The following is a 25,872-nucleotide window of genomic DNA, read 5'->3' on the forward strand; positions in this document are numbered from 1 at the left end:
GCGGGGCCGCTTCACGTCGCGGGGTGGGGGGCGCGGCGGGGCGCGGCGGCCTTGCGGGCGTGCAGGACACTGGCGTCCAGGGGCAGCGGCGAGCGGTCCACGAGGGTGAGCCCCGCGTCGGCGAGCAGCCGGGCGTAGTGGTCCTCGCGGCGTTCCCGACCGCCGACGTTGCACATCATGTGCAGGTCCCAGGCGGTGGCCAGGGAGGCCGAGCCGTCGGCGGGAAGGATGCGCTCGACGACGAGCAGGTCGGCGTGGGCGGGCATCGCACGGGCGCAGTGGCGCAGGATCTCGCGGCAGCGTTCGTCGTCCCAGTCGTGCAGCACCCGGGAGAGGAGGTAGACGTCGCCACCCGCGGGGACGTCTGCGAAGTCGCCCGTCCGGTAGCTGCACCGGTCGCCGCAGCCGGCCGCGTCCAGCCGGCGGCGGGCGGCCTCGACGACGTGCGGGCGTTCGAGCAGGACGCCGTGCAGGCGGGGGGGCGCGCCGAGGACGCGGCCGAGCAGTTCGCCGTTGCCGCCGGCGACGTCGACGACGGTCGCGCCGGCCGGTGCCCGGCCGGCGGCCGTGAGGACGGGGTGGGCGGGGAGCGGCTCGAACATGTGGGAGCTCGCGGCCATGGACCGGTCGAACAGGTCGGCGAGCTCGGGGTCGCGGGCGAAGTGGTCGAAGTGGTTCTCGCCGAAGAGGTGGTCGAAGGCGGTCTCCCCGGTCCGCACGGTGTGCGCGAGGCCGGCGAAGGAGCGGTAGAACGGGCCGCCGTACAGCAGGGCCAGCGGGCGCAGCGACCCCGGGGCGTCGGCGCGCAGCAGGGCGCCGACGTCGGTGAGCCGGAAGGCCTCGCCCTCCCGGACCACGACGCCGAGCATCGCGAGGTAGCGCAGCAGCGTGGCGAGGCTGCCCGGGTGGGCGCCGAGCCGCCGGGCCAGCGCCTCGCCGTCCACGGCGGCGCCCGTGTCCATGGCGTCGGGCACGCCGAGCTGGGCGCAGGCCGCGAGGGCCTGGGTCGTCCACGCGCCGGTGAGCCGGCGCAGGAGGGCCTCGGCGGGGTGCTGTGCGCGCTGCTCGTCCAGGTGGGCGGCGAGCACGTCGCGGTGGTCGCCGTGCGCGTAGAGCTCCACCCGCCGGTAGCCGGCCCGGGAGCCGGCGGGCGCGGTGAAGTAGAGGACCGTGCCGTCCTCGTGGGGGTTGTAACCGCCGCCGTCGGCGGTCGCCCCGTGGCGCGTGAGGATCGCGCACAGGCCGCGCAGCACCAGCGGGTCCGGCCGGACGACCTCGAAGGCGAGGTGCGCCTCGTGCTGATGGGCCCGCTCGTGCTCGGCCAGACCGTCCAGGTCGGAGCCCGGCGCCACGGTCAGAGTGAACACCTCGACCGTGCGGTGCGCCCCGTCGCTGCCGCGGACGGCGGGGCGCAGGATGCCGACGTCGAGTTCGCCCGGGTCGCGCCGGTGTCGCAGGGCGAGCCGCTGCCGGACGACGACGCTGGGGTGGGCGGGGGTGTCGGCGGCCAGCCCACAGGCGGCCAGGTCCGTGCGCAGGGCCTGCGGACCCGGCGGGAAGACCAGCAGCGCCGCGTGCGCGAACCGGGTGTGCCGGGCCAGGGCGCGTAGTTCGGGGCCGTCGAGACCGGGCAGCAGGAGCGGGAGCAGGGCGGCGGTGTCCTGCTGCCGGACGAAGTCGGCCGTCGCGCGCAGCCGGGCCGCGTCGTCCGGGCGGGTCGTGGCGGCGGTGGGCAGCGCGCCGGTGGCCAAGGCGCCGCCGGGCAGCGCGCCGCCGGGCAGGGCAGCGGCGGGCAGGGCGCCGGTGGGCGCGGCAGGGGGAGTGGGGGCGGTCGTGGTCATGGCGGGGGCGTCCTCGTTCCGGTGCTCGGGGGTGGCGCTCAGACGCCGACGTAGTTCTCGGCGAACCAGTCCTGGTGGGTGCGCGAGGTGCGCAGCGACTCCAGGCGCGCGCGGCGCAGGGAGTCGTCGAACGGCGACCGGCCGTGCGGTCCGGGAACGGCGTGCAGCAGGCGGACCATCCAGTGCGAGAACTCCTGGGCGCGCCAGATGTGCGCCAGGCAGCGGCGCGAGTACTGGTCCAGGGCGCGGGGGTCGCCGTGCACGAGGTCGTCGACGAGGGCCTCGGCGAGGAGCTCCGCCGCCAGCACGGCGAGGTTGGCGCCCTTGGCGGCGGAGGGGCTGAGCAGGCTCGCGGCGTCGCCGGCGAGCAGCAGCGCGCCGTGGCGCAGCGGCTCGACGACGTCGGAGTCGAGGTCGACGACGGCGCGGTGGATGACCGGGCCGTGGTGTAGCGGGCCGTGTTCGGCGGCACGCATCCGCAGGTCCAGCTCGCGCCAGATGCGCTCCTCGGTCCAGGCGTCGGCCGGGGTGCCGCGGGGGCACTGCAGGTAGTAGCGGGTGACCTCGGCGGTGCGGGCCATGTGGCCGGCGAAGCCGCGCCGGTGCACGGCGTAGCCGACGGCGTCGAGGCTGGGCGGCGCCTGGACCAGCAGGCCGAGCCAGCTGGCGCCGTGGTCGTGGTGGTGGCGCAGGGTGCCCGGGGGCAGCGAGCGCCGCGCGGCGCCGTGGCGGCCGTCGCAGCCGGCGACGTAGCGGGCCCGCCACCGGGTGGGGCGGCCGTCCTTCTCGCGGGCCGTGACGGTCGGGTGCGGGCCGTCCGCGTCGTGCACGGCCAGCGCCTCGGTCTCGAAGCGGATCCGGCCGCCGGCGTCGAGGAACCGGTTCAGCAGGTCGGTGACCAGCTCCTGCTGGGGGTAGACGGTGTGCCGTTCGCCGCGGCCGAGGCGGCCGTAGTCCAGCCGGAAGCGGCCGTCCTCGGTGCGGAACTCGCAGGTGCCGTGGGCCCGGCCGGCGCGGTGCAGGCCGTCGGCGAGGCCGTGACGCTCCAGGATCCGCACGGTGTTGGCGGCGAGGAAGCCGGCGCGGGCCCTGGTCCGGACGTGGTCCTGGTCGGCGCGTTCCAGGACGACGCAGTCGACGCCGCTGCCGTGCAGGAGGTTGGCGAGGACCAGCCCGGCGGGCCCGGCACCGAGGATGACCACGTCGGCCGTTCCGCCGGCCGCTCGATCGTTCTGACGTTCCGTCACGAGAAGTGGATCATAGCCACCGGTAGATACACGGACCGGCCGAAATCACCCGGGGGTGTGAATAGCGTGATGATCTCCATGTCACCGGGCGGTGGGCGCCGGGGGCGGGCGGCGCGGGCCGTCAGCGGAAGCCACCGTCGATGATTCGTCCCTCTCGTCGGTGGGGTGGGGTGCTGGGCCGCCCGGGGCCGGTCCACTGCGGAGGCTCCGCACCGGACCGGCCCCGGGCGGGCGGATCAGGCCGGCTCCTGCCGGATCAGGCGCCGCAGCTCGGTGAGCGGGAGCTTCGGGCCGTGGGCCACCAGCTCCAGCAGGAACGCCCACCGGCGCATCACGGCGCGGCGTGGCCGGAGCCGTCGCCGTGCGCGCCAGGGCGGCGTAGTCGTCCAAGGTGAGCGGCGGCTTCGCCACGGTTCGGGCCGGTCGGCTGCGGGTATTTCCGGATTTCGATGTCTGGGCGGACGCGATTCTCCCCGTCGGGCGGCCCAGGGGACGTCCTCGATTAGACCGCCACCGGTTGGCCGCGTCCTTCTCCACAGGCGGCCCGGCAGCCTGCTGCCGCGGCCGACCGGACGCGGTCCGCGAAATCCGGGGAACTGGCAGCTTGCTGCACCTGTTATTGCCCGGTGCCCCTGACTCGGATTCACTTGCCTGCAATCCGCCATGCCACGAATTGGTGGGAATTACCGGGACGACAGGAGTCTGATCGATATGGGCGACACCTACGACGAGCGATTTGCGGAGATCAAGGAGATCGTCTGCGACATTCTCGAGCTCGAGGAGGACGAGGTCACCGAGACCAGCCTCTTCAAGGAGGAGCACGACGCGGACTCGCTGCGCGCCATCGAGATCCTGGCCGCGCTGGAGAAGCGGTTCGGCATCGTCATCGACCAGGCCGAGCTGGCCCGCATGGTTCACCTCAAGGGTGTGTACGAGGTCGTCAGCGAAGGCGCGGGCTGGTAGTCCCGGCGGGCTGATCGCGGACGACGCGATCCGGTGAAGGACGAGGACTGCTGTGGCCGTCGGGCGATCCGCCCGACCGCCACGCAGGACTTGTCCGGCACCAAGCCACGGACGTCATGACGCACGCCGCCGCGCAGCAGCGGCCCGGATCAACAGAGGAATCCATGGCGGAGAAGAAGAACCGGGTTGCCCTGGTCACCGGTGGATCGCGTGGTATCGGCCGGGCGACCGTGCTGCGCCTGGCTCAGGACGGATACGACGTCGCCTTCTGCTACCAGGCGAACCAGGAGGCGGCCGACACCGTCGCGAAGGAGGCGGCAGGGAGCGGGGCGCGGATCCTGGCCCGGCGGGCCGACGTGTCGGACATGGAGTCCGTCCGAGCCCTGGTCCGGGCGGCCGAGCAGGAACTCGGGCCGATCGACGTCGCGGTCACTGCGGCCGGGATCACCCGGGACAACCCGCTGGTCATGATGGGAGACCATGACTGGCACCAGGTCATGGACGTCAACCTCGACGGCGTCTACCACCTTTGCCGCTCCGTCGTCTTCGAGATGATGAAGCGGAAGTCCGGCTCGATCGTCAACCTCTCCTCGGTCGCCGGGGTGTACGGTCACGCCGGCCAGACGAACTACGCGGCCTCCAAGGCGGGCATCATCGCCTTCTCCCGGTCGCTGGCCAAGGAGGTCGGCCGCTACGGGATCCGGGTCAACACCGTCGCCCCGGGCTTCATCGAGACGGACATGACCGCGGTGCTTGAGGGCAAGACCCGCAAGGAGGCGCTGGCCTCCGTTCCGCTGCGGCGGATGGGGCAGCCGGAGGAGGTCGCCGACCTGGTCGCGTACCTCGCCTCCGACCGCGCGGCGTACATCACCGGCGCCGTCCTGCAGATCGACGGCGGCATCGCCATCTGATCCCGCCGCGGCCGGCCCACCCGGTGGGCCGGCCGCACCCTTTCCCGCATGTTCCCTCGCTCTCTTGGAGACGGTCATGGCCACGCGGCCTCGCTGGTACTTCTCGCTGCGCAGCCCGTACTCGTGGATGGCCTTCCGGGATCTGGTCACCCGCTACGCCGACGTGGCCGACCGGATCGACTGGTTCCCGTACTGGGAGCCGGGCCTGCAGATACAGCGGCAACTGAACGAGTCGGGCATGGAGTTGGCTTACGTGCCGATGACCCGCGAAAAGCACATGTACATCCTGCAGGACACCCGCCGGCTGTGCCAGGAGCGCGGTCTGGAGATGACATGGCCGGTGGACCGCGACCCCGACTGGGACATCTCGCACCTGGCCTACCTCAGGGCTGAGGACCTTGGCCTGGGACGCGAGTACATCGACCTGGTCTCCCAGGCGCGCTGGGCGCGAGGTGAGGACATCTCGGACCCGGAGGTGGTCGCCGGGGTGGCGCGCCGGCTCGGGCTGGACGAGCACGTCCTGGCCCTCGCCCACCAGGACGAGGGGTTGCGGCAGCGCGGTGTGGCCGCGCTCACCAAGGTGTATCAGGACGGAGTCTTCGGGGTGCCGTTCTTCATCGACGGCTTCGAGAAGTTCTGGGGCATCGACCGCCTGCCCGGCTTCGTCGCCGCCGTCCGGGCAAAGCAGGACTGACGGCCTCATGGACGACTACGACGTGATCGTCATCGGGGCCGGCAACGCCGGTCTCACCGCCGCCGCCACACTGCAACGTGGCGGTGCCCGTACCCTGCTGGTCGAGCGGCACAACGTGCCCGGCGGGTGCGGCACCTCTTTCGTCCGCGGTCGCTTCGAGTTCGAGACGGCGCTGCACCAGCTCTCCGGGATCGGCCGGGAGGGCCAGCCCAACTCGCTGCGCGGACTGTTCACCGAACTCGGCGTCGCGGACCGCCTGGAGTTCGTCGAGGAGCACGACCTCTACCGGGCAGTGGTGCCCGGCGCCCTCGACGTGACGCTGCCGGCCGACTGGACCGGGGCCGCCGAGGCGCTGGAAGCAGCCTTCCCCGGCAACCTGGAGCGACTCAAGCGCTTCTTCGGCCTCTGCCGCGAGGTCGCGATGTGGCAGGTGATGGCCCAGCGCTCCGGAGGCGAGCGGGTCCGCCGGGCCCTGACCAAGCGTGGCGAAGCGCTGCTGAGCCAGGGCCTGCGGCCGGTCACGGCGGTGCTGGACGAGTACTTCGACGACGATCGCGTGAAGACGGCGCTCGGCGCGTACTGGTACTACCTCGGACAGCCCCCCTCCCGGCTGCCGTTCCAGGAACTGGCGACCCTGCTGTACACCTACGTCGAGTTCAAGCCCTTCCACGTCCGCGGCGGCAGCCAGGCCATGTCATCGGCCGTGCTGGACGCCTTCCTGGCCGCCGGCGGCCAGGTGCGTTTCCACACCGCGGTCGAGCGGATCATGACCCGTGACGGCGCGGTGCGCGGAGTACGGCTGGTCGGGGGGGAGGAGCTGAGCACCCGGGAGGTCGTCTCCAACGCCTCCGCCGTCACCACCTACACCCGGCTGCTGGACCGGTCGGCCGTGCCGGACACGGTGCGGCGGGACCTGAGCAGCCGGCGGATCGGCGTGTCGGCGTTCGTGCTGCACATGGGCCTGGACGCGACACCCGCCGAACTCGGCTTCGGGACCAGCACGCACTTCGTCAACGCGACGCTCGACGAGGCCGCGGTGATCGACGGGCTGCGCTCGCTGCGCCCGGCCCAGAGCATCTGCGCCACCGCGTACGACGTGCACCCGATCGGCTTCGCGCCGGCCGGGGCCAGCCACGTCAGCCTGATGACCCTGCAGTACGCCGACGTCTGGGAGAAGGTCGCGCCTGCGGGCTACGCCCGCACCAAGTACGCGTACGCCGAGACGCTGATCGATCTTCTGGAGAAGGTCACCCCCGGCCTGCGCGACGTGATCGAGGAGGTCGACGTCGCCACCCCGCTCACGGTGATGCGCTACCTCGGCCACCCCGGCGGTGCGATCTACGGCTTCGACCAGGACGCCACCGAGAGCTGGCTGTTCCGTGACGACGAGTCGACCACCCACGTGCCCGGTCTTCACCTGGCCGGCGCCTGGGCCGGGGTCGGCGGATTCCAGCCGACCCTGGAGGCCGGGGCGAGAGTGGCCCGGAACCTGTTGCGGCGCAACGCCGCCTGACCCTACGGAGACCCGATGCCCGCGCATCCGCTGGCCGAGCTGTTCGCCGGAGCGCTCGACATCATGACCGAGATCGACCGCCGCGCCGAGGAGGGCGTCGACCACGGTGCGGCCGGCGACGTGCAGCGGCTCGTCGACCGGTACCACCCGAGCGGCCTGGACCTGGTGGTGGCGGAGGTGATCACCGAGACCGCCACCGCGAAGACCTTCCGACTGCGCCGGGCGGACGGTGCGGACCTCCCGCCGTTCCAGGCCGGCCAGTACGTCACCCTCGACGCGACCGTCGGCGGCACGACCACCAGCCGCCCGTTCGCGATCTCCTCCAGCCCGGCCAGTCTGGAAGCCTACGATCTGACGGTGCGCCGCGTTCCCGGCGGCCGGGTCAGCAACCACCTGATCGACCACCTCGCGGTCGGCGACCGGGTGCGCACCTCCGGGCCGCTCGGTTCCTTCCACCACAATCCGCTGTTCCACGGCGAGGACCTGGTCTTCCTTGCCGGCGGGTCCGGGGTGGCCCCGGCCATGAGCATGATCCGCGACATCGTGGACCACGGCCTGGCACGCCGGCTTCATCTGGTGTACGGCTCGCGTACGGCCGACGACGTGATCTTCCGGGAGACGCTCGACAAGCTCGCGGCCGACCATCCGGACCGGATCCGGGTCGACCTCGTGGTCCAGCGGCCCGGTGCCGACTGGCAGGGGCCGACCGGACTGCTCACCGGCGAGACGATCACCGCACTGACCGGACCGCTCGTCGGCCGGATGGTCTACGTCTGCGGCCCGCAGGCGATGTACCCCTATGCACTGGCGGAGTTGGCCCGGCTCGGGCATCCCCGGCGACGGGTCCGCCTGGAGGCGAACGGTGCCCCCGCGCGCCCGCAGACGCAGGCCGGCTGGCCGGCCGAGCGCGACCCGGAGGGCGAGGTCCAGGTGACGGTCCAGGGAGGGCCGTCGTTCAGCACCCCGCGGGGCCGTCCGCTGCTCGACGCGCTCGAGGAGCACGGCGTCCGGCCCGAGGTCGGCTGCCGGTCCGGCGAGTGCAGTCTGTGCCGGGTACGGGTGGTGTCGGGCGAGGTCTTCGACGCCGAGGAGGCCCGACTGCGGCTGTCCGACGCCTGGTCCGGCTACACACACAGCTGTGTGGCCTATCCGGTGACGGACGTCGAGATCGCACTGTGACAGCTCCGGCCGAGGCTGGCCCCGCCCTGCCTCGGCCCCGCGTCCTGACTCCGTTGCCGATATGCACGTTGTCCGAGCCGCGAATGCAGAAGGGCCGCCCGGTGTGGCGGCCCTTCCCCGTTCCGCGAGCGCTGGGACGCGTCCTCAGCGGCAGCGCCGCACCCGGTAGGCGTAGGTGACGGCCAGCAGCATCGGGCCCCACAGGCACATCAGAGCCTGGCAGCCCTCTGCAGGCACCAGCCACCTCTTCATGCCTACATCCTTCGGTGTCCGACCAATCGCCGGCGTCGTCCCGGTGGATGATGCCGGTGCCTCTGGAGGGGGAACCGGCCTCGCACCCCGTAGTGCCGTGGAAGGTCGGTGGCCCGGGACTTCGGCCGGTTCCGGTGGTCAACTCAGCGTGACCGGCATCGATTCGACGCCCCAGATCAGGTTGGAGCGCATGCGTCGCACCGGGCCGGCCAGGTGCACGGTGTCCAGGCGTCGTGTGAGTTCCTCGAACATGACGGTGAGTTCGGTGGTCGCGAGCGACGCTCCGAGGCAGAAGTGCGTCCCGTTGGCGAACGCCAGGTGCCGAGTGGGGTTGCGGGCGATGTCGAAGGTGTCGGGATCGGCGAAGACCTGCTCGTCCCGGTTCGCGGACGGCAGCCACACCGCCAGCTCGTCGCCGGCCCTGATCTGCTGCCCGGCGAGCTCGACGTCCCGGGTGGCGGTCCGCAGGACGTGCATCGCCGGGCTCGTGTAGCGCAGCACCTCCTGCACGGTGCTCGGCATGAGCGACGGGTCCGCCTTGATCCGCTGCCACTGGTCGGGGTTGCGGATGAAGGCGAGCAGACCGCCGACGGTGGCGTGCCGGGTGGTCTCGTTGCCGCCGGAGATGAGCCCGTCGCAGTTGAGGAAGATCTCCTCGTCGGTGAGCGGCACGCCGCCGATCTGTCCTTGGACCATCGCGCTGACGATGTCCTCCTGGGGGTCCTTCCGGCGCAGCTCCAGCAGCTCGTCGTAGTACATCAGGATGTCGGTGTGGGCCTCGGCCGCCTTCACCGCGTGGTCGTCGTCCCCGGGCGCTGCGTCGGAGCCGAACGCGATCATCGTCCGCTCCAGCATGAAGCCCCAGTCCTCGCGGGGCACGCCGAGCATGTCGCAGATGACCGCCACCGGGAGCCGGGCGGCCATCTCGACGAACTCGCCGCCGCCCTGCTCTCGCAGGCCCTCGATCGACTCCACCACGATGGCGCGCATGGTGTTCTCCAGCCGGCGGACCATCTTGGGCGTGAAGGCCGAGTTGATGATCCGGCGGATGTTGCCGTGTCGCGGTGGATCGGTGACGATCAGCATCTTGCCGGCGGCCGCGGCGGTGGCGGCGGGGTTGTGGTCCAGCCGCATGCCCTTCTCCGAGGTGAAGGTCGCGTTGTCCTTCAGGACCTGGGCGGCCAGCGGGTAGGACAGCACCGCCCAGAAGGGCCGCCCGTTGGCCCGGACGTTCCGGTAGACCGGTGATTCGGCCCGGAGTGCGGCCCACACGAGTTCCGGCTCTCCGGTTTGGTAGAGGCTCGGATCGGACAGATCAGGAGCGGTCTCCAGAATTCCCGGCATGACGCCTACTTTCTTCCGTGGAAACGGCAATAGCGCCCCGGCGGGGGATTCACGCGGGCGGGGCGGGAGCAAAGGGGAACGGCGCTGCGGCTGCCGTGAGGGAATCCTACCCGGGACGGGTTCCGGAGGGCGTGGATGACAGCCAACTGCTGGGCTCCGGGCGGGCCCGGAGTTCTGCCGACCCTCCGCTGGCAACTTGCTGCAGCGACGGTTGCGTGCGCCCCCCGGCACGCTGTTTGGTGAGGGTTGATTTTTGCGCTGACAGTGTGCAGGCGCGGCTATATCCGAGCACATCTTGAGTGGGAGACAACGACGTGACGAGGCCTGGTGTCGAGGACATTCTTCCGCTGTCGCCGCTGCAGCAGGGTCTGCTGTTCCACGCGGTTTACGACGGGGATTCAGACGGCGATCCGGCGGACATCTACACCGTGCAGCTCGTGTTCGAAATCGAGGGGTCGCTGAAAGCCAGGGCCATGCGCTCGGCGGCCGAGGCCCTGCTGCGGCGCCACGCCAACCTGCGCTCGGCCTTCGTCTACTCGAAGTTCGAGGACCCGGTCCAGGTGATCCCCCGCGAGGTGGAGCTGCCCTGGTCCGAGACCGACCTCAGCGGGCTCTCCGAGACGGAGCGCCAGGCCGAGTGGGACCGGTGGCTGGCCGCGGACCGCGCCCGCCGCTTCGACCTCACCAAGCCCCCGCTGCTGCGCCTCACCCTCGTCACGATGGCCCCCGGCCAGTACCGGCTGGTCATCACCAACCACCACATCCTGCTGGACGGTTGGTCGATGCCGGTGCTCCTGCGCGAGCTCTTCGAGCTGTACGGCACCGAGGGCGATGATTCCGCGCTCCCGCCGGTCACCCCGTACCGCGAGTACCTCGCCTGGCTGGCCAAGCAGGACCGCTCGGAGGCCGAAGCCGCCTGGCGCAAGGCGCTCGACGGCTTCGAGGAGCCCAGCCTGCTGGCCCCCGTCACCCTGGGCCGCGGCCACTCGCTTCCGGACCGGGTCTCCGTCGACCTCTCCGCCGCGCTCACCCGGACGCTCACCAGTCGGGCCCGATCGGCCGGCCGTACCCTCAACTCCGTCCTCCAGGCGACTTGGGCGATGGTGGTCGGCCAGCTGACCGGCCGTCGCGATGTCGTGCTCGGCACCGCAGTCTCCGGCCGTCCGCCGCACATCCCCGGCATCGAGACGATGGTCGGCCTCTTCATCAACACCGTCCCGGTGCGCGTCACCCTGGACCCCACCCAGACCTTCGACGGCCTCGTCGACCGGCTGCAGTCCGACCAGTCCGAGCTGACGCCGTACCACTACGTGAGCCTGACGGACATCCAGCAGTGGGCCGGCGGGCGCGACCTGTTCGACTCCTGCATCGTGGTGGAGAACTACCCGGTCGACGCGTCGGAGCTGCGGCTTCCGGGTGACGGCGTCAGCATCACCGGGTACGACGGTCGCGACGCGAGCCACTACACCGCGGTGCTCACCGCCCTGCCGGGTGAGCGCATCCACCTGAAGCTCGACTACCGCGCCGACGTCTTCGACCGCGCCGCCGCCGAGGTCGTGCTGAACCGGTTCGTCCGACTGCTGGAGGAGGTCGCCGAGCCGACCACCACCCAGCTCGGGCAGCTCGGGCTGCTGACCGAGCAGGAGCGCCGGCTGGTCCTCACGGAGTGGAACGACGCCGTACCGGCCGTCGAACCCGTGACCCTGCCGCGGCTCTTCGAGGCCCAAGCGGCCCGCACGCCCCAGGCGCCCGCCCTTATCTCCGACGAACTGTCGCTCTCCTACGCGGAGTTGAACGCCCGCGCCAACCAGCTCGCGCAGGTCCTGATCGAGCGCGGGGTGGGCCCGGACCAGGTGGTGGCCCTCGTGCTGCCCCGCTCGGCGGAGATCGCCGTCGCCCAGCTCGCCGTGGTGAAGGCCGGCGCCGCCTACCTGCCGGTCGACCCCGAGTACCCGCAGGACCGCATCGGCTACCTGCTGGAGGACTCCGCCCCGGCCCTGCTGGTGACGGACACGCGTCACGAGGCGAAGGTGCCCGAGGGCCTGGCGGTGGCACGGCTCCTCCTGGACACGGTCGACCTCGCCGGCCGGTCCGAGGAGAACCCGGCCGTCGCGCTGTCGCCCGCCAACGCGGCCTACGTGATCTACACCTCCGGATCGACCGGCCGCCCCAAGGGCGTCGTGGTCACCCACCGGGGCCTGGCCGGGCTGGCCGCCACCGAGATCGACCGCATGGGCGTGACCGCCGACAGCCGGGTGCTGCAGTTCGCGTCCCCCAGCTTCGACGCCTCGGTGGCGGAGCTGTGCATGACCTACGCGGCGGGCGCCGCCCTGGTGGTGCCGCCGCTCGGCCCGCTCGCCGACGACCTGCTGGCCCGCCTTCTGGTCGACCGCCAGGTGACCCACGCCATCATCCCGCCCGCAGCGCTTGCCACCGTCCAGGCGGGCGAGTTCCCTGCCCTGCGGGGTCTGATGGTAGCTGGCGAGGCCTCCAGCGCCGAGCTGGTGGACCGCTGGGCCGGCGGGCGCCGGATGATCAACGGCTACGGTCCGACCGAGTCGACCGTCGGCGCGACCTTCAGCGCGCCGCTGCCGGTGGGAGCGGGCACGCCGTCCATCGGGCGGCCGACCCACAACACCCGCGTCTACGTGCTCGACAGCATGCTGCGGCCGGTGCCGGTCGGCGTGCCGGGCGAGCTCTACCTCGCCGGCGCCGGTCTGGCACGCGGCTACCTGGGCCGTCACGGCCTGACGGCCGAGCGGTTCGTCGCCTGCCCGTTCGGCGTCGTCGGGGAGCGGATGTACCGCACCGGCGACCTGGTGCGCTGGCGCGCCGACGGGCAGCTGGAGTTCGTGCGCCGCGTCGACGACCAGGTGAAGATCCGTGGCTTCCGGATCGAGCTGGACGAGGTCCAGCACGTCCTCGCCACCCACCCGCTGGTCGACCAGGTGGCGGTGGTGGTCCGCGAGGACCAGCCCGGGGACCGGCGGCTGGTGGCCTACGTGGTGTCGACGGACACCGACGTGGACATCACCGCGCTGCGCGCCCACGCCGAGGACGTCCTGCCCGAGTACATGGTCCCGTCGGCCTTCGTGCGCATGGACGCGCTGCCGGTCACCACGAACGGGAAGCTGGACCGCAAGGCCCTCCCGGCACCCGAGACCGTCGCGAGCGGAGGCAGGAGCCCGCGCAACGAGCAGGAGGAGCAGCTGGCCCGGCTCTTCGCCGACGTGCTGGACCTGGAGCGGATCGGGATCGACGACAGCTTCTTCGAGCTCGGCGGGCACTCGCTGACGGCTACCCGGCTGGTCAGCCGGATCCGGCGCGAGTTCAAGGTCGAGATGCCGGTGCGCACCCTGTTCCAGACGCCCACCGTGGCCGGTGTCGCCGAGCAGCTCGGATTCGCCGGCGACGCCCGCCAGGCCCTGGGCCGCCGGGAACGCCCGGAGCGGATCCCGCTGTCGCCGGCGCAGCAGCGCCTGTGGTTCCTCAACCGGTTGGACGACACCAGCGGCAACTACAACCTGCTGGCCGCGCTGCGGCTCTCCGGCCCGCTCGACGCGGCGGCGCTGGAAGTCGCCTTCCGCGATGTGGTGGACCGCCACGAGAGCCTGCGCACCGTCTTCCCCGAGCAGGGCGGAACGCCCCACCAGGAGATCCTCACCGGTGACCGGGCCCGCCCGGTGCTGATGCGGGCGGAGGCGACCGAGCAGACGCTGACCGAGGCGCTCGCCCGGTCGGTTGCCGCACATTTCGACCTGGCGCGCGAACTCCCGGTCCGGCTGCACCTGTTCGAGATCGGTGAGCAGGAGCACGTGCTGGTGATCGTGCTCCACCACATCGCCGGCGACGGCCAGTCGGTGGCCCCGCTCGCCCGGGACCTGGCCACCGCCTACCGGGCGCGGCTCGGCGGTACGGCCCCGCAGTGGGAGCCGCTGCCGGTCCAGTACGCCGACTACACCCTGTGGCAGCAGGAGGTCCTCGGTGACGAGGCCGACCCGGGCAGCCTGCTCGCGACCCAGCTCGACTACTGGCGGAAGACGCTGGCCGACGCTCCCGAGGAGCTGTCGCTGCCTACCGATCGCGCCCGCCCCGCGCAGGCGACGTACCAGGGCGCCGACGTGCCGGTGAGCCTGGACCCGCGGACCCACCAGCGCCTGCTGGAACTCGCCCGCGACACGGACAGCAGCCTCTTCATGGTGCTGCAGGCCGGCCTGGCCGCCCTGCTGTCCCGGCACGGCGCGGGCGAGGACATCCCCGTCGGTGCGCCGATCGCCGGCCGTACCGACGCCGCACTCGACGAGCTGGTCGGCTTCTTCGTCAACACGCTGGTGCTGCGGACCGACACCTCCGGTGCCCCGACCTTCCGCGAGCTGGTCCGGCGGGTGCGGGAGACCGACCTTGCGGCGTACGCCAATCAGGACGTGGCCTTCGAGCGGCTGGTGGAGGTGCTGAACCCGACCCGCTCGCTGTCCCGGCACCCGCTGTTCCAGGTCTTCCTGTCGCTGCACAACAACCCTTCGTCCGGCCTCGACCTGCCGGGTCTTCGCAGCAGCGAGGTGCCGCTGCCGCTGACCACCGCCAAGTTCGACCTGATGCTGGAGCTGATCGAGCGCCAGGACGACCGGCACGAGGCCGCCGGGATCACCGGCCGGCTGGAGTACGCCCGCGACCTGTTCGACGAGCCGACCGCGCTGCGGCTGGCCGACCGCCTGGTCCGGCTGCTCGAGGCCGTCGCCGCCGATCCGGAGCAGTCGATCGCCGCCGTGGACCTCGTCTCGGACGCCGAGCGTCTGCAGCTCGGGGAGTGGAATGCGACGGGGCGTGCGGTGGGGGCGGGTTCGTTGGTGGATCTGTTCGAGGCTCAGGTGGTGCGGACGCCGGATGCGGTTGCGGTGGTGTTCGAGGGTGAGTCGTTGTCGTATGCGCAGTTGGATGCGCGGGTGAATGGTTTGGCGGGTGTGCTGCGGGAGCGGGGTGTTCGTGATGGTGATTTCGTGGCTGTCGCGGTGCCTCGTTCGGTGGAGCTTGTGGTGTCGCTGTATGCGGTGCTGAAGGCGGGTGCGGCGTATGTGCCGGTGGATCCGGATTATCCGGCGGAGCGGATCGGTTGGATTCTGGAGGATGCGGCGCCGTCGTTGGTGGTGACGACGTCTGCGGTGGCGGGGTCGTTGCCGGTTGGTGGTGTGCCGCAGCTGTTGGTGGATTCCGTCGATGGTGTGTCGTCGGTGGCGCCGGTGCGTTCGGTGGTGGGGTCGTCGCCGGCGTATGTGATCTTCACGTCGGGTTCGACGGGTCGTCCGAAGGGTGTTGTGGTGCCGCATGCGGGCATCGTGAACCGTTTGGCGTGGATGCAGGATCAGTACGGTCTGGATGGTTCGGATCGGGTGTTGCAGAAGACGCCGTCGGGGTTCGACGTGTCGGTGTGGGAGTTCTTCTGGCCGTTGCAGGTGGGTGCCGCGTTGGTGGTGGCGCGTCCGGAGGGGCATCGTGATGCGGCGTATCTGGCGGAGTTGATCCGTTCGGAGTCGGTGACGACGGCGCATTTCGTGCCTTCGATGTTGCAGGTGTTCCTGCAGGAGCCGGCGGCGGGTTCGTGCAGTGGTCTGCGTCGGGTGGTGTGCAGTGGTGAGGCGCTGCCGGTGGACGCGGTGGAGCGGTTCCTGGAGTTGTTGCCGGGTGTGGGGCTGCACAATCTGTACGGGCCGACGGAGGCGTCGGTGGATGTGACGTTCCACCGGTGTGTGTCGGGTGGTTCGTCGGTGCCGATCGGGCGTCCGGTGTGGAACACGCGGGTGTATGTGCTGGATGCGGGTCTGCGTGCGGTGCCGGTGGGTGTGCCGGGTGAGTTGTACCTGGCGGGTGTGCAGTTGGCGCACGGGTATGCGCGGCGTGCCGGGTTGTCGGCGGAGCGTTTCGTGGCGGATCCGTTCTTCGGTTCGGGTGAGCGGATGTACCGCACGGGTGATGTGGTGCGGTGGTCGGCCGACGGCGAGCTGGAGTACCTGGGCCGGGCGGATGACCAGGTGAAGATCCGTGGTCTGCGGATCGAGCTGGGCGAGATCGAGGCCGCGGTGGCCTCGGATCCGTCGGTGGCGAACAGTGCGGTGGTGGTGCGGGAGGACGCCTCGGGCGGTAAGCGTCTGGTGGCCTACGTGGTCGCGGCCGGTGACGGCCTGGACGTGGAGGTGTTGCGGGCTCGGGTGGCGTCGCGGGTGCCGGAGTACATGGTGCCGTCGGCGTTCGTCACGATGGATGTGCTGCCGGTGACGGCGAACGGCAAGCTGGACCGCCGGGCGTTGCCGGAGCCGGACTTCGGCGGGCGGGTGTCCGAGCGGGGCCCGCGCAACCGACGTGAGGAGGTGTTGTGCGCGCTGTTCGCCGAGGTCCTCGGACTGGAGCGGGTCGGCATCGACGACAGCTTCTTCGAACTCGGCGGCCACTCCCTGCTCGCGACCAGGCTGCTCAGCCGCATCCGCTCCGAGTTCGGCCTGGACCTCGCGGTGCGGGCGGTCTTCGAGGCGCCCACCGTCGCCGGACTTGCCGGCCACCTGGACGCCGCCGGTACCGCCCGCCGGGCTCTGACCGTGGCCGAGCGCCCGGCTGAGATCCCGCTGTCCGCCGCCCAGCGGCGCCTGTGGTTCCTCAACCGCGTCGAGGGCCCCAGCGCGACCTACAACCTGCCGCTTGTGGTGCGGCTCACCGGCGCCCTGGACGTCGAGGCGCTGCGCGCGGCGCTCGCCGACCTGGTGGCCAGGCACGAGAGCCTGCGCACCGTATTCCCCGAGACCGACGGCCGCGCCCGCCAGGAGGTCCTGGCCATCGAGCAGGCGGCGCCCGAACTCCTCCTCACCGATGTGGCCCAGGCCGACCTCGACGAGCAGGTCCGGCGGCTGGCCCAGACCGGCTTCGAGCTCGCCAAGGAGCTCCCGGTGCGCGCCCACCTGCTCCGGGTGAGCGCCGAGGACCACGTCCTGCTGCTCGTCGTGCATCACATTGCGGGTGACGGCTGGTCGATGGCCCCGCTCGCCCGGGATCTCTCCGTCGCCTACCAGGCACGACTGGCCGGCCGCGCGCCGAGCCAGGAGCAGCTGCCGGTCCAGTACGCCGACTACACGCTCTGGCAGATCGACGTCCTCGGCGACGAGAACGACCCGACCAGCGCCATGGCAAGGCAGTTGGACCACTGGCGCACCGCGCTCTCCGGGATTCCGGAGGAGCTCCAGCTGCCCACCGACCGGCCGCGTCCGGCGGTCGCCAGCTACCGGGGTGCCCGGGTACCGCTCACCCTCCCGAAGGACGTCCACCGGAAGGTGACGGCCATCGCGCAGGCCCGCGGCGCCAGCGTCTTCATGGTGATGCAGGCCGCCGTCGCGGCACTGCTCGCCAAACTCGGCGCCGGCGACGACATCCCGATCGGCAGCGTGATCGCCGGTCGTACGGACGAGGCCCTGGACGACCTGGTCGGCTTCTTCGTCAACACCCTGGTGCTCCGCACCGACCTGTCCGGGAACCCGACCTTCCAGGAGCTGATCGACCGGGTGCGGGAGACCGACCTCGCGGCGTACGCCAACCAGGACGTGCCCTTCGAGCAGCTTGTGGACGAGCTCGACCCGGAGCGCTCGCTCGCCCGGCACCCGCTGTTCCAGGTCATGCTGTCGTTCGAGAACAACGCGGCCGCCCGGGCCGACCTGCCCGGCGTGGAGGTGTCCCCGTTCCCGGTCGAGCTGGACGTCGCCAAGTTCGACCTGTCCTTCCAGCTGGTAGAGCAGTTCGACGCCGACGGCGCGCCCGCCGGCATCGGCGGGGCCGTCGAGTACTCCGCCGACCTGTTCGACCAGGCCACCGCCGAGCGGATCGTGGACCGCATGGCCCGCCTGCTGGACGGCGTCCTCGCCGACCCGCACGCGCCGGTCGGCTCGGTCGACATCCTCACCACCGAGGAGCGTGCGCGCCTGCTGGTCGAGTGGAACCCCACCGGCAAGGACGTACCGCAGGCGACCCTGGTCGAGCTGTTCGAGGCCCAGGTGGCCCGGACCCCCGCCGCCGTCGCCGTGATTTCCGAGGGCACCGAGCTCACCTACGGGGAGCTGGACGGCCGGGCCAACCGCCTGGCCCGCCACTTGATCGGCCACGGCGTGGGACCGGAGCAGCTGGTCGCCCTCGCGCTGCCGCGTACCGAACAGATGATCGTCGCGGTGCTCGCGGTGCTGAAGACCGGTGCGGGCTACCTCCCGGTGGACCCCGACTACCCGGCGGACCGGATCGGTTACATGCTGGAGGACGCCCGGCCGAGCCTGGTACTGCTCTCCCGCGACACCGCCGCTGCGCTGGACTCGGTGGAAGCGATCGGCCCCGCCCGCCTGGTGCTGGACGAGCCGGCCGTGGCGGACCTGCTCGCCCGTGAGAGCGCGACCCCCGTCACCGACGAGGACCGCACCACCGCGCTCCGGCCGGCCCACCCGGCCTACGTCATCTACACCTCGGGCTCCACCGGGCGCCCCAAGGGCGTGATGATCCCGCACCAGAACGTGGTGCGACTGTTCCGCGCGACCGAGCACTGGTTCGACTTCGGTGCCGACGACGTCTGGACGATGTTCCACTCGTACGCGTTCGACTTCTCCGTCTGGGAGATCTGGGGACCGCTGCTGTACGGCGGCCGGCTGGTGATGGTCTCCTACGAGACCAGCCGCAGCACGCGGGACTTCCGCGCCCTGCTCGCACGCACCAAGGTGACGGTGCTCAACCAGACCCCCTCCGCCTTCTACCGCCTCGTCCAGGAGGAGCGCGAGAACCCCGGTGCCGACGCACTGTCCCTGCGCACCGTGGTCTTCGGCGGCGAGGCGCTGGACCTGGGACGGCTGGAGGAGTGGTATCGCGTCCACCCGGACGACGCGCCGACCCTGATCAACATGTACGGCATCACCGAGACCACCGTGCACGTCACGCACCGCGCGCTCAACCGGGCCGCGGCCGCCGAGCTGCGCGGCAGCGCCATCGGCCAGGCCATCCCGGACCTGCGGGTCTACGTCCTGGACGCGGGCCTGCAGCCGGTCCCGGCGGGCGTCACCGGTGACCTCTACGTCGCCGGCGCCGGTCTGGCCCGTGGCTACCTCAACCGCCCGGCCCTGTCGGCGGAGCGTTTCGTCGCGGATCCGTTCTTCGGTTCGGGTGAGCGGATGTACCGCACCGGTGACGTGGTGCGCTGGTCGACCGACGGCGAGCTGGAGTACCTGGGCCGGGCGGATGACCAGGTGAAGATCCGCGGCTTCCGGATCGAGCTGGGCGAGATCGAGGCCGCGGTGGCCTCGGATCCGTCGGTGGCGAACAGTGCGGTGGTGGTGCGGGAGGACACCTCCGGCACGAAGCGCCTGGTGGCCTACGTGGTCGCGGCCGCTGATGACCTGGACGTGGAGGTGCTGCGCGACAGGGTGGCCTCCCGGGTGCCGGAGTACATGGTGCCCTCCGCCTTCGTGGTGCTGGAGGAGCTGCCCCTGACCACCAACGGCAAGCTGGACCGCCGTGCGCTGCCGGAGCCGGACTTCGGCGGGCAGGTGTCCGAGCGCGGTCCGCGCAACCGGCGTGAGGAGGTGTTGTGCGCGCTGTTCGCCGAGGTCCTCGGGCTGGAGCGGGTCGGCATCGACGACAGCTTCTTCGAGCTGGGTGGTGACAGCATCGTCTCGATCCAGCTGGTCAGCCGCGCCCGCAAGGCCGGCCTGGAGTTCTCGCCGCGCGACGTGTTCCAGCACCGCACGGCCGAGGCACTGGCCGCGATCGCCGAGAGCGTCGAGGACGCGGACGAGAGCGGTCAGGACCCGGACGCGGGTGTCGGTGCGGTGCCGATGACCCCGATCATGCGTTGGCTGGAGGACCTGGGCGGTCCGGTCGGCGGGTACAACCAGGCGATGGTGGTGCAGACGCCGGCGTCCGCGACGTCGGAGAGCCTGAGCGCCGCGCTCCAGGCCCTGCTCGACCGGCACGACGTCCTGCGGGTCGTTCTGACCCGGCCCGCGGACGGTCCGTGGTCGCTGGAGGTCCGGCCCCGGGGCGCCGTCCGCGCCGAGGAACTGCTGCTGCGCGTCGACGCCGACCGCGCACAGATCACCGCGGAGGCCCAGGCCGCCCAGCGCCGGCTGGACCCTGACCGCGGTGTGATGGTGCAGGCGGTGTGGTTCGACGGTGGTCCGGGCGTCTCCGGCCGGCTGCTGCTGATGGCCCACCACCTGGTGGTGGACGGGGTGTCCTGGCGCATTCTGCTGCCGGACCTGGCCGCCGCCCACGAGGCCGTGGCCGAGGGCCGCGACCCCGAACTCGCCCCGGTGGAGACCTCCTTCAAGAGCTGGGCCGAAGGTCTGGTGACCGACGCCGCCACGGAGCGGCGAGTTGCGGAGCTGGACGTGTGGACCGGGATGCTCAGGGGGGAGGAACCGCAGCTCGGTGCCCGTGCGCTCGACCCGGCGCGGGACACCGCGCCCGCCCGGCGGGTGCTGTCCGTGGAGTTGCCGTCCGAGGTGACGGGTGCGCTGCTGACCCGGGTGCCGGCGGTGTTCCACGCGGGTGTCAACGACGTGCTGCTGGCAGGCTTCGCGCTCGCGGTCGAGGACTGGCGGCGCCGTCGCGGCGTCCGGGCCACCGGTGCGCTGGTGGACCTGGAGGGCCACGGCCGCGAGGAGCTCGTGCCCGGCGCCGACGTCTCGCGCACGGTGGGCTGGTTCACCAGCCTCTTCCCGGTCCGCCTGGACCCGGGCGTGCCCGCCGACGCCTGGGACCAGGTGTGGGCCGCGGGCCCGGTGGTCGGCGATGCCGTCAAGGCCGTCAAGGAACAGCTGCGCGCCCTGCCCGACAACGGCGCCGGCTACGGCCTGCTGCGTCACCTCAACCCCGACACCGCACCGGTCCTGGCCGGGCTCCCCACCCCGCAGATCGCCTTCAACTACCTCGGCCGCTTCGAGTTCGCCGACCCGGCGGCCCAGGCCGCCGACTGGGGCCTGTGCGCCGACGCCGACACCGGCAGCGGTCTGGACCCCGAGGGCCTGATCGGCCACGCGCTGGAGGTCAACTCGCTGACCGTCGACCGCCCCGAGGGCGGCTCGCTGGTGGCGAACTGGTCGTGGCCGGCCGAGCTGTTCACCGAGGACCAGGTCCGCGACCTTGCCGAGACCTGGTTCCGCGCCCTGAAGGCCATCGCGGACCACGCCGAGGGCCCCGGTGCCGGCGGCCACACCCCGTCCGACTTCGCCCTGGTCGAGCTGACCCAGTCCGATGTCGACGAACTCCAGGAGGAACAAGAGCAGTTGACGGACGTTCTGCCGCTGTCCCCGCTCCAGGAGGGTCTGCTCTTCCACGCGCTGTACGACGAGCACGGCTCGGACGTCTACAACGTCCAGATGTCCTTCGAGTTCGAGGGGCACCTCGACGCCGGGGCCATGCGGCGGGCGGCCGGGGTGCTGCTGGAGCGGCACGCGAACCTGCGCTCCGCCTTCCGCGCCCTCAGGAACGGCACGCTGGTCCAGTTGGTCCCCGGCCGGGTGGAGCTGCCGTGGTCAGAGGTGGACCTCAGCGCCCTGCCGGAGGCCGACCGCGACCGGGAACTGGCTCGCCTGGTGGCCGAGGACCGGGTCGGCCGCTTCGACCTCGTCCAGCCGCCGCTGATCCGCTTCACGCTGATCACCACCGCACCGGAGCGCCACCTCCTGCTGATCACCAACCACCACATCCTGCTGGACGGTTGGTCCACCCCGATCCTGCTCGACGAGCTGTTCTCGGCGTACGCCGCCAAGGGCGACGGCGCGCACCTGCCCCGGGTCACCCCCTACCGCGACTACCTGGCCTGGCTCACCCGCCAGGACCACAGCGGCGCGCAGGCCGCCTGGGCCAGCGAGTTCGAGGGCTTGGAGGAGCCGACCCTGCTGGTCGGCCAGGAGGCGGGCGGGCACTCCGCACTCCCGGAGCGCCTGGTGGTCGAGCTGACCGCCGAGCAGACCGAGCGGCTGACGGCCGAGAGCCGCCGCCGCGGCGTCACCACCAACACCATGGTGCAGACTGCCTGGGCGATGCTGCTGGGCCACCTGACCGGCCGGGACGACATCGTCTTCGGTGCCACCGTCTCCGGCCGCCCGGCCGAGATCCCCGGCATCGAGTCGATGGTCGGCCTGTTCATCAACACCCTGCCGGTGCGCGTCGTGCTCGATCCCGCCGAATCGCTGGAGGGCCTGGTCACCCGTGTCCAGGAGCGGCAGACCGCGCTGCTGCCGTTCCACCACATCGGCCTGAGCGAGGTGCAGCGCCTCGCCGGGCACAGCGAACTCTTCGACACCCTCGTCGTCTTCGAGAACTACCCGATCGACGAGGAGGCCCTGCAACAGGACAGCGGGAGCCTGCGCACCGTCTCCGGCAGCAGCCGGGACGCCACCCACTACCCGCTCAGCCTGATCGCGGCACAGACCGCGGCCGGCTTCGAACTGCGCCTGGACTACCGTCCGGACCTCGTCGACCGTGAGCGCGTCGCGCTCATCGGGGAGAAGCTGCGCACCCTGCTCGAGGCGCTCGTCGACCAGCCCGCGCTGTCCGCGGGCCGGCTCTCGCCGCTGACACCGTCCGAGCGCTCCCGGGTTCTGGGGGAGTGGAATGCGACGGGGCGTGCGGTGGGGGCGGGTTCGTTGGTGGATCTGTTTGAGGCTCAGGTGGTGCGGACGCCGGATGCGGTTGCGGTGGTGTTCGAGGGTGAGTCGTTGTCGTATGCGCAGTTGGATGCGCGGGTGAATGGTTTGGCGGGTGTGCTGCGGGAGCGGGGTGTTCGTGATGGTGATTTCGTGGCTGTCGCGGTGCCTCGTTCGGTGGAGCTTGTGGTGTCGCTGTATGCGGTGCTGAAGGCGGGTGCGGCGTATGTGCCGGTGGATCCGGATTATCCGGCGGAGCGGATCGGTTGGATTCTGGAGGATGCGGCGCCGTCGTTGGTGGTGACGACGTCTGCGGTGGCGGGGTCGTTGCCGGTTGGTGGTGTGCCGCAGCTGTTGGTGGATTCCGTCGATGGTGTGTCGTCGGTGGCGCCGGTGCGTTCGGTGGTGGGGTCGTCGCCGGCGTATGTGATCTTCACGTCGGGTTCGACGGGTCGTCCGAAGGGTGTTGTGGTGCCGCATGCGGGCATCGTGAACCGTTTGGCGTGGATGCAGGATCAGTACGGTCTGGATGGTTCGGATCGGGTGTTGCAGAAGACGCCGTCGGGGTTCGACGTGTCGGTGTGGGAGTTCTTCTGGCCGTTGCAGGTGGGTGCCGCGTTGGTGGTGGCGCGTCCGGAGGGGCATCGTGATGCGGCGTATCTGGCGGAGTTGATCCGTTCGGAGTCGGTGACGACGGCGCATTTCGTGCCTTCGATGTTGCAGGTGTTCCTGCAGGAGCCGGCGGCGGGTTCGTGCAGTGGTCTGCGTCGGGTGGTGTGCAGTGGTGAGGCGCTGCCGGTGGACGCGGTGGAGCGGTTCCTGGAGTTGTTGCCGGGTGTGGGGCTGCACAATCTGTACGGGCCGACGGAGGCGTCGGTGGATGTGACGTTCCACCGGTGTGTGTCGGGTGGTTCGTCGGTGCCGATCGGGCGTCCGGTGTGGAACACGCGGGTGTATGTGCTGGATGCGGGTCTGCGTGCGGTGCCGGTGGGTGTGCCGGGTGAGTTGTACCTGGCGGGTGTGCAGTTGGCGCACGGGTATGCGCGGCGTGCCGGGTTGTCGGCGGAGCGTTTCGTGGCGGATCCGTTCTTCGGTTCGGGTGAGCGGATGTACCGCACGGGTGATGTGGTGCGGTGGTCGGCCGACGGCGAGCTGGAGTACCTGGGCCGGGCGGATGACCAGGTGAAGATCCGTGGTCTGCGGATCGAGCTGGGCGAGATCGAGGCCGCGGTGGCCTCGGATCCGTCGGTGGCGAACAGTGCGGTGGTGGTGCGGGAGGACGCCTCGGGCGGTAAGCGTCTGGTGGCCTACGTGGTCGCGGCCGGTGACGGCCTGGACGTGGAGGTGTTGCGGGCTCGGGTGGCGTCGCGGGTGCCGGAGTACATGGTGCCGTCGGCGTTCGTCACGATGGATGTGCTGCCGGTGACGGCGAACGGCAAGCTGGACCGCCGGGCGTTGCCGGAGCCGGACTTCGGCGGGCGGGTGTCCGAGCGGGGCCCGCGCAACCGGCGTGAGGAGGTGTTGTGCGCGCTGTTCGCCGAGGTCCTCGGACTGGAGCGGGTCGGCATCGACGACAGCTTCTTCGAGCTGGGTGGTGACAGCATCGTCTCGATCCAGCTGGTCAGCCGTGCCCGCAAGGCCGGCCTGGTCTTCTCGCCGCGCGACGTGTTCCAGCACCGCACGGTCGAGGCACTGGCCCTGATGGCCGAGGCCGCCGACGAGAACCGCGCCGCGGACCAGGCGGACCCGGACGCGGGTGTCGGTGCGGTGCCGATGACCCCGATCATGCGTTGGCTGGAGGACCTGGGCGGTCCGGTCGGCGGGTTCAACCAGGCGATGGTGGTGCAGACGCCGGCGTCCGCGACGTCGGAGAGCCTGGCCGCGGCGCTCCAGGCCCTGCTCGACCGGCACGACGTCCTGCGGGCCGTTCTGACCCGGCCCGCGGACGGTCCGTGGTCGCTGGAGGTCCGGCCCCGTGGCGCCGTCCGCGCCGAGGAACTGCTGCTGCGCGTCGAGGCCACGGGCGTGCACGGCGAGCGGCTCCGCGAGCTGATGGCCGAGCAGACCCGGCCCGCGCAGGACCGGCTGGACCCTGACCGCGGTGTGATGGTGCAGGCGGTGTGGTTCGACGGTGGTCCGGGCGTCTCCGGCCGGCTGCTGCTGATGGCCCACCACCTGGTGGTGGACGGGGTGTCCTGGCGCATTCTGCTGCCGGACCTGGCCGCCGCCCACGACGCCGTGGCCGAGGGCCGCGAGTTCGCCGGGGACACCGCGGGCACCTCGTTCCGCGCCTGGGCCGAGGGCCTCGTCGCGGAGGCCGCCACAAAGCGGCGCGTCGCGGAACTGGACGTGTGGACATCGATGCTGGCCGGCGACGACCCCGCCCTGGGTGCCCGTGCGCTCGACCCGCGGCGCGACACCGCCGCGACCACCCAAGGCCTGGCGCTGGAGTTGCCGTCCGAGGTGACGGGTGCGCTGCTGACCCGGGTGCCGGCGGTGTTCCACGCGGGTGTCAACGACGTGCTGCTGGCAGGCTTCGCGCTCGCGGTCGAGGACTGGCGGCGCCGTCGCGGCGTCCGGGCCACCGGTGCGCTGGTGGACCTGGAGGGCCACGGCCGCGAGGAGCTCGTGCCCGGCGCCGACGTCTCGCGCACGGTGGGCTGGTTCACCAGCCTCTTCCCGGTCCGCCTGGACCCGGGCGTGCCCGCCGACGCCTGGGACCAGGTGTGGGCCGCGGGCCCGGTGGTCGGCGATGCCGTCAAGGCCGTCAAGGAACAGCTGCGCGCCCTGCCCGACAACGGCGCCGGCTACGGCCTGCTGCGTCACCTCAACCCCGACACCGCACCGGTCCTGGCCGGGCTCCCCACCCCGCAGATCGCCTTCAACTACCTCGGCCGCTTCGAGTCCACGACAGCGCAGGCCACTGCGTCGGCCGCCGACTGGACCCAGGCCGCGGAGACCGACGACGGCATCAGCGGCGGCAGCGACGCGGGCATGCGGCTCGCGTACGCCCTGTCGCTCAACGCGGCAGCTGTGGACGGCGCGGACGGGCCGCGGCTGACCGCCGGCTGGTCCTGGCCCGCCGAGTTGTTCACCGAGGACGAGGTCCGAGACCTGGGCGAGACCTGGTTCCGTGCCCTGAGGGCCATCGCGGACCACGCCGAGGGCCCCGGTGCCGGCGGCCACACCCCCTCCGACCTGTCGCTCGGCGGCCTGTCGCAGGACGAGATCGACGCATTCGAAGACGAGCTCGGGTTCTGAGTGGAGAG

9 protein-coding genes are annotated in these 25,872 nt (G+C 71.7%); 6 read left to right on the forward strand and 3 right to left on the reverse strand.

The window, feature by feature from the left end; all coding sequences use genetic code 11:
* Positions 1-11: 11 nt before the first annotated feature.
* Together MCM47_RS13040 and MCM47_RS13045 are read right to left on the reverse strand one after the other, a co-directional pair.
* On the reverse strand, positions 12-1,841 hold the full coding sequence (locus MCM47_RS13040; protein ID WP_238861716.1) for a methyltransferase: 1,830 nt from the start codon (positions 1,839-1,841) through the stop codon (positions 12-14).
* A gap of 38 nt (positions 1,842-1,879) precedes the next feature.
* Positions 1,880-3,043: a 4-hydroxybenzoate 3-monooxygenase gene (locus tag MCM47_RS13045; protein WP_238862131.1), complete on the reverse strand. Its 1,164-nt coding sequence runs from the start codon at positions 3,041-3,043 to the stop codon at positions 1,880-1,882.
* A 756-nt stretch (positions 3,044-3,799) separates the two neighbouring features.
* Here MCM47_RS13045 and MCM47_RS13050 point away from each other — a divergent pair.
* From MCM47_RS13050 to MCM47_RS13070, 5 genes are all read left to right on the forward strand, one after another.
* Positions 3,800-4,051 carry an acyl carrier protein gene (locus MCM47_RS13050; RefSeq protein WP_238861717.1) on the forward strand — a complete coding sequence of 84 codons (252 nt, stop codon included), beginning with the start codon at positions 3,800-3,802 and terminating at the stop codon, positions 4,049-4,051.
* 164 nt (positions 4,052-4,215) lie between these two features.
* The gene (gene fabG, locus MCM47_RS13055; protein ID WP_238861718.1) at positions 4,216-4,962 is read left to right on the forward strand and encodes a 3-oxoacyl-[acyl-carrier-protein] reductase; all 747 of its coding nucleotides are present in this window, start codon (positions 4,216-4,218) and stop codon (positions 4,960-4,962) included.
* Between the two features lie 76 nt (positions 4,963-5,038).
* Positions 5,039-5,656, forward strand: coding sequence for a 2-hydroxychromene-2-carboxylate isomerase (locus tag MCM47_RS13060; protein ID WP_238861719.1), 618 nt, complete (start codon positions 5,039-5,041; stop codon positions 5,654-5,656).
* A 7-nt stretch (positions 5,657-5,663) separates the two neighbouring features.
* Positions 5,664-7,169, forward strand: coding sequence for an NAD(P)/FAD-dependent oxidoreductase (locus MCM47_RS13065; protein ID WP_238861720.1), 1,506 nt, complete (start codon positions 5,664-5,666; stop codon positions 7,167-7,169).
* Between the two features lie 15 nt (positions 7,170-7,184).
* A complete protein-coding gene (locus tag MCM47_RS13070) occupies positions 7,185-8,348 on the forward strand; it encodes an FAD-binding oxidoreductase (RefSeq protein WP_238861721.1) in 1,164 nt (387 codons plus the stop codon).
* A 390-nt stretch (positions 8,349-8,738) separates the two neighbouring features.
* On the opposite strand, the gene MCM47_RS13075 is transcribed toward MCM47_RS13070, so the two are convergent.
* Entirely contained in the window at positions 8,739-9,944 is a 1,206-nt protein-coding gene (locus MCM47_RS13075) for a cytochrome P450 (protein WP_238861722.1), read from the reverse strand.
* Between the two features lie 314 nt (positions 9,945-10,258).
* Here MCM47_RS13075 and MCM47_RS13080 point away from each other — a divergent pair, with 314 nt between their 5' ends.
* Complete coding sequence (locus tag MCM47_RS13080; RefSeq protein ID WP_238861723.1) at positions 10,259-25,864, forward strand: non-ribosomal peptide synthase/polyketide synthase; 15,606 nt, start codon at positions 10,259-10,261, stop codon at positions 25,862-25,864.
* Positions 25,865-25,872 lie beyond the last annotated feature (8 nt).

The sequence above is a fragment of the Kitasatospora sp. A2-31 genome (assembly GCF_022288725.1).
Taxonomy (GTDB): Bacteria; Actinomycetota; Actinomycetes; order Streptomycetales; family Streptomycetaceae; genus Kitasatospora.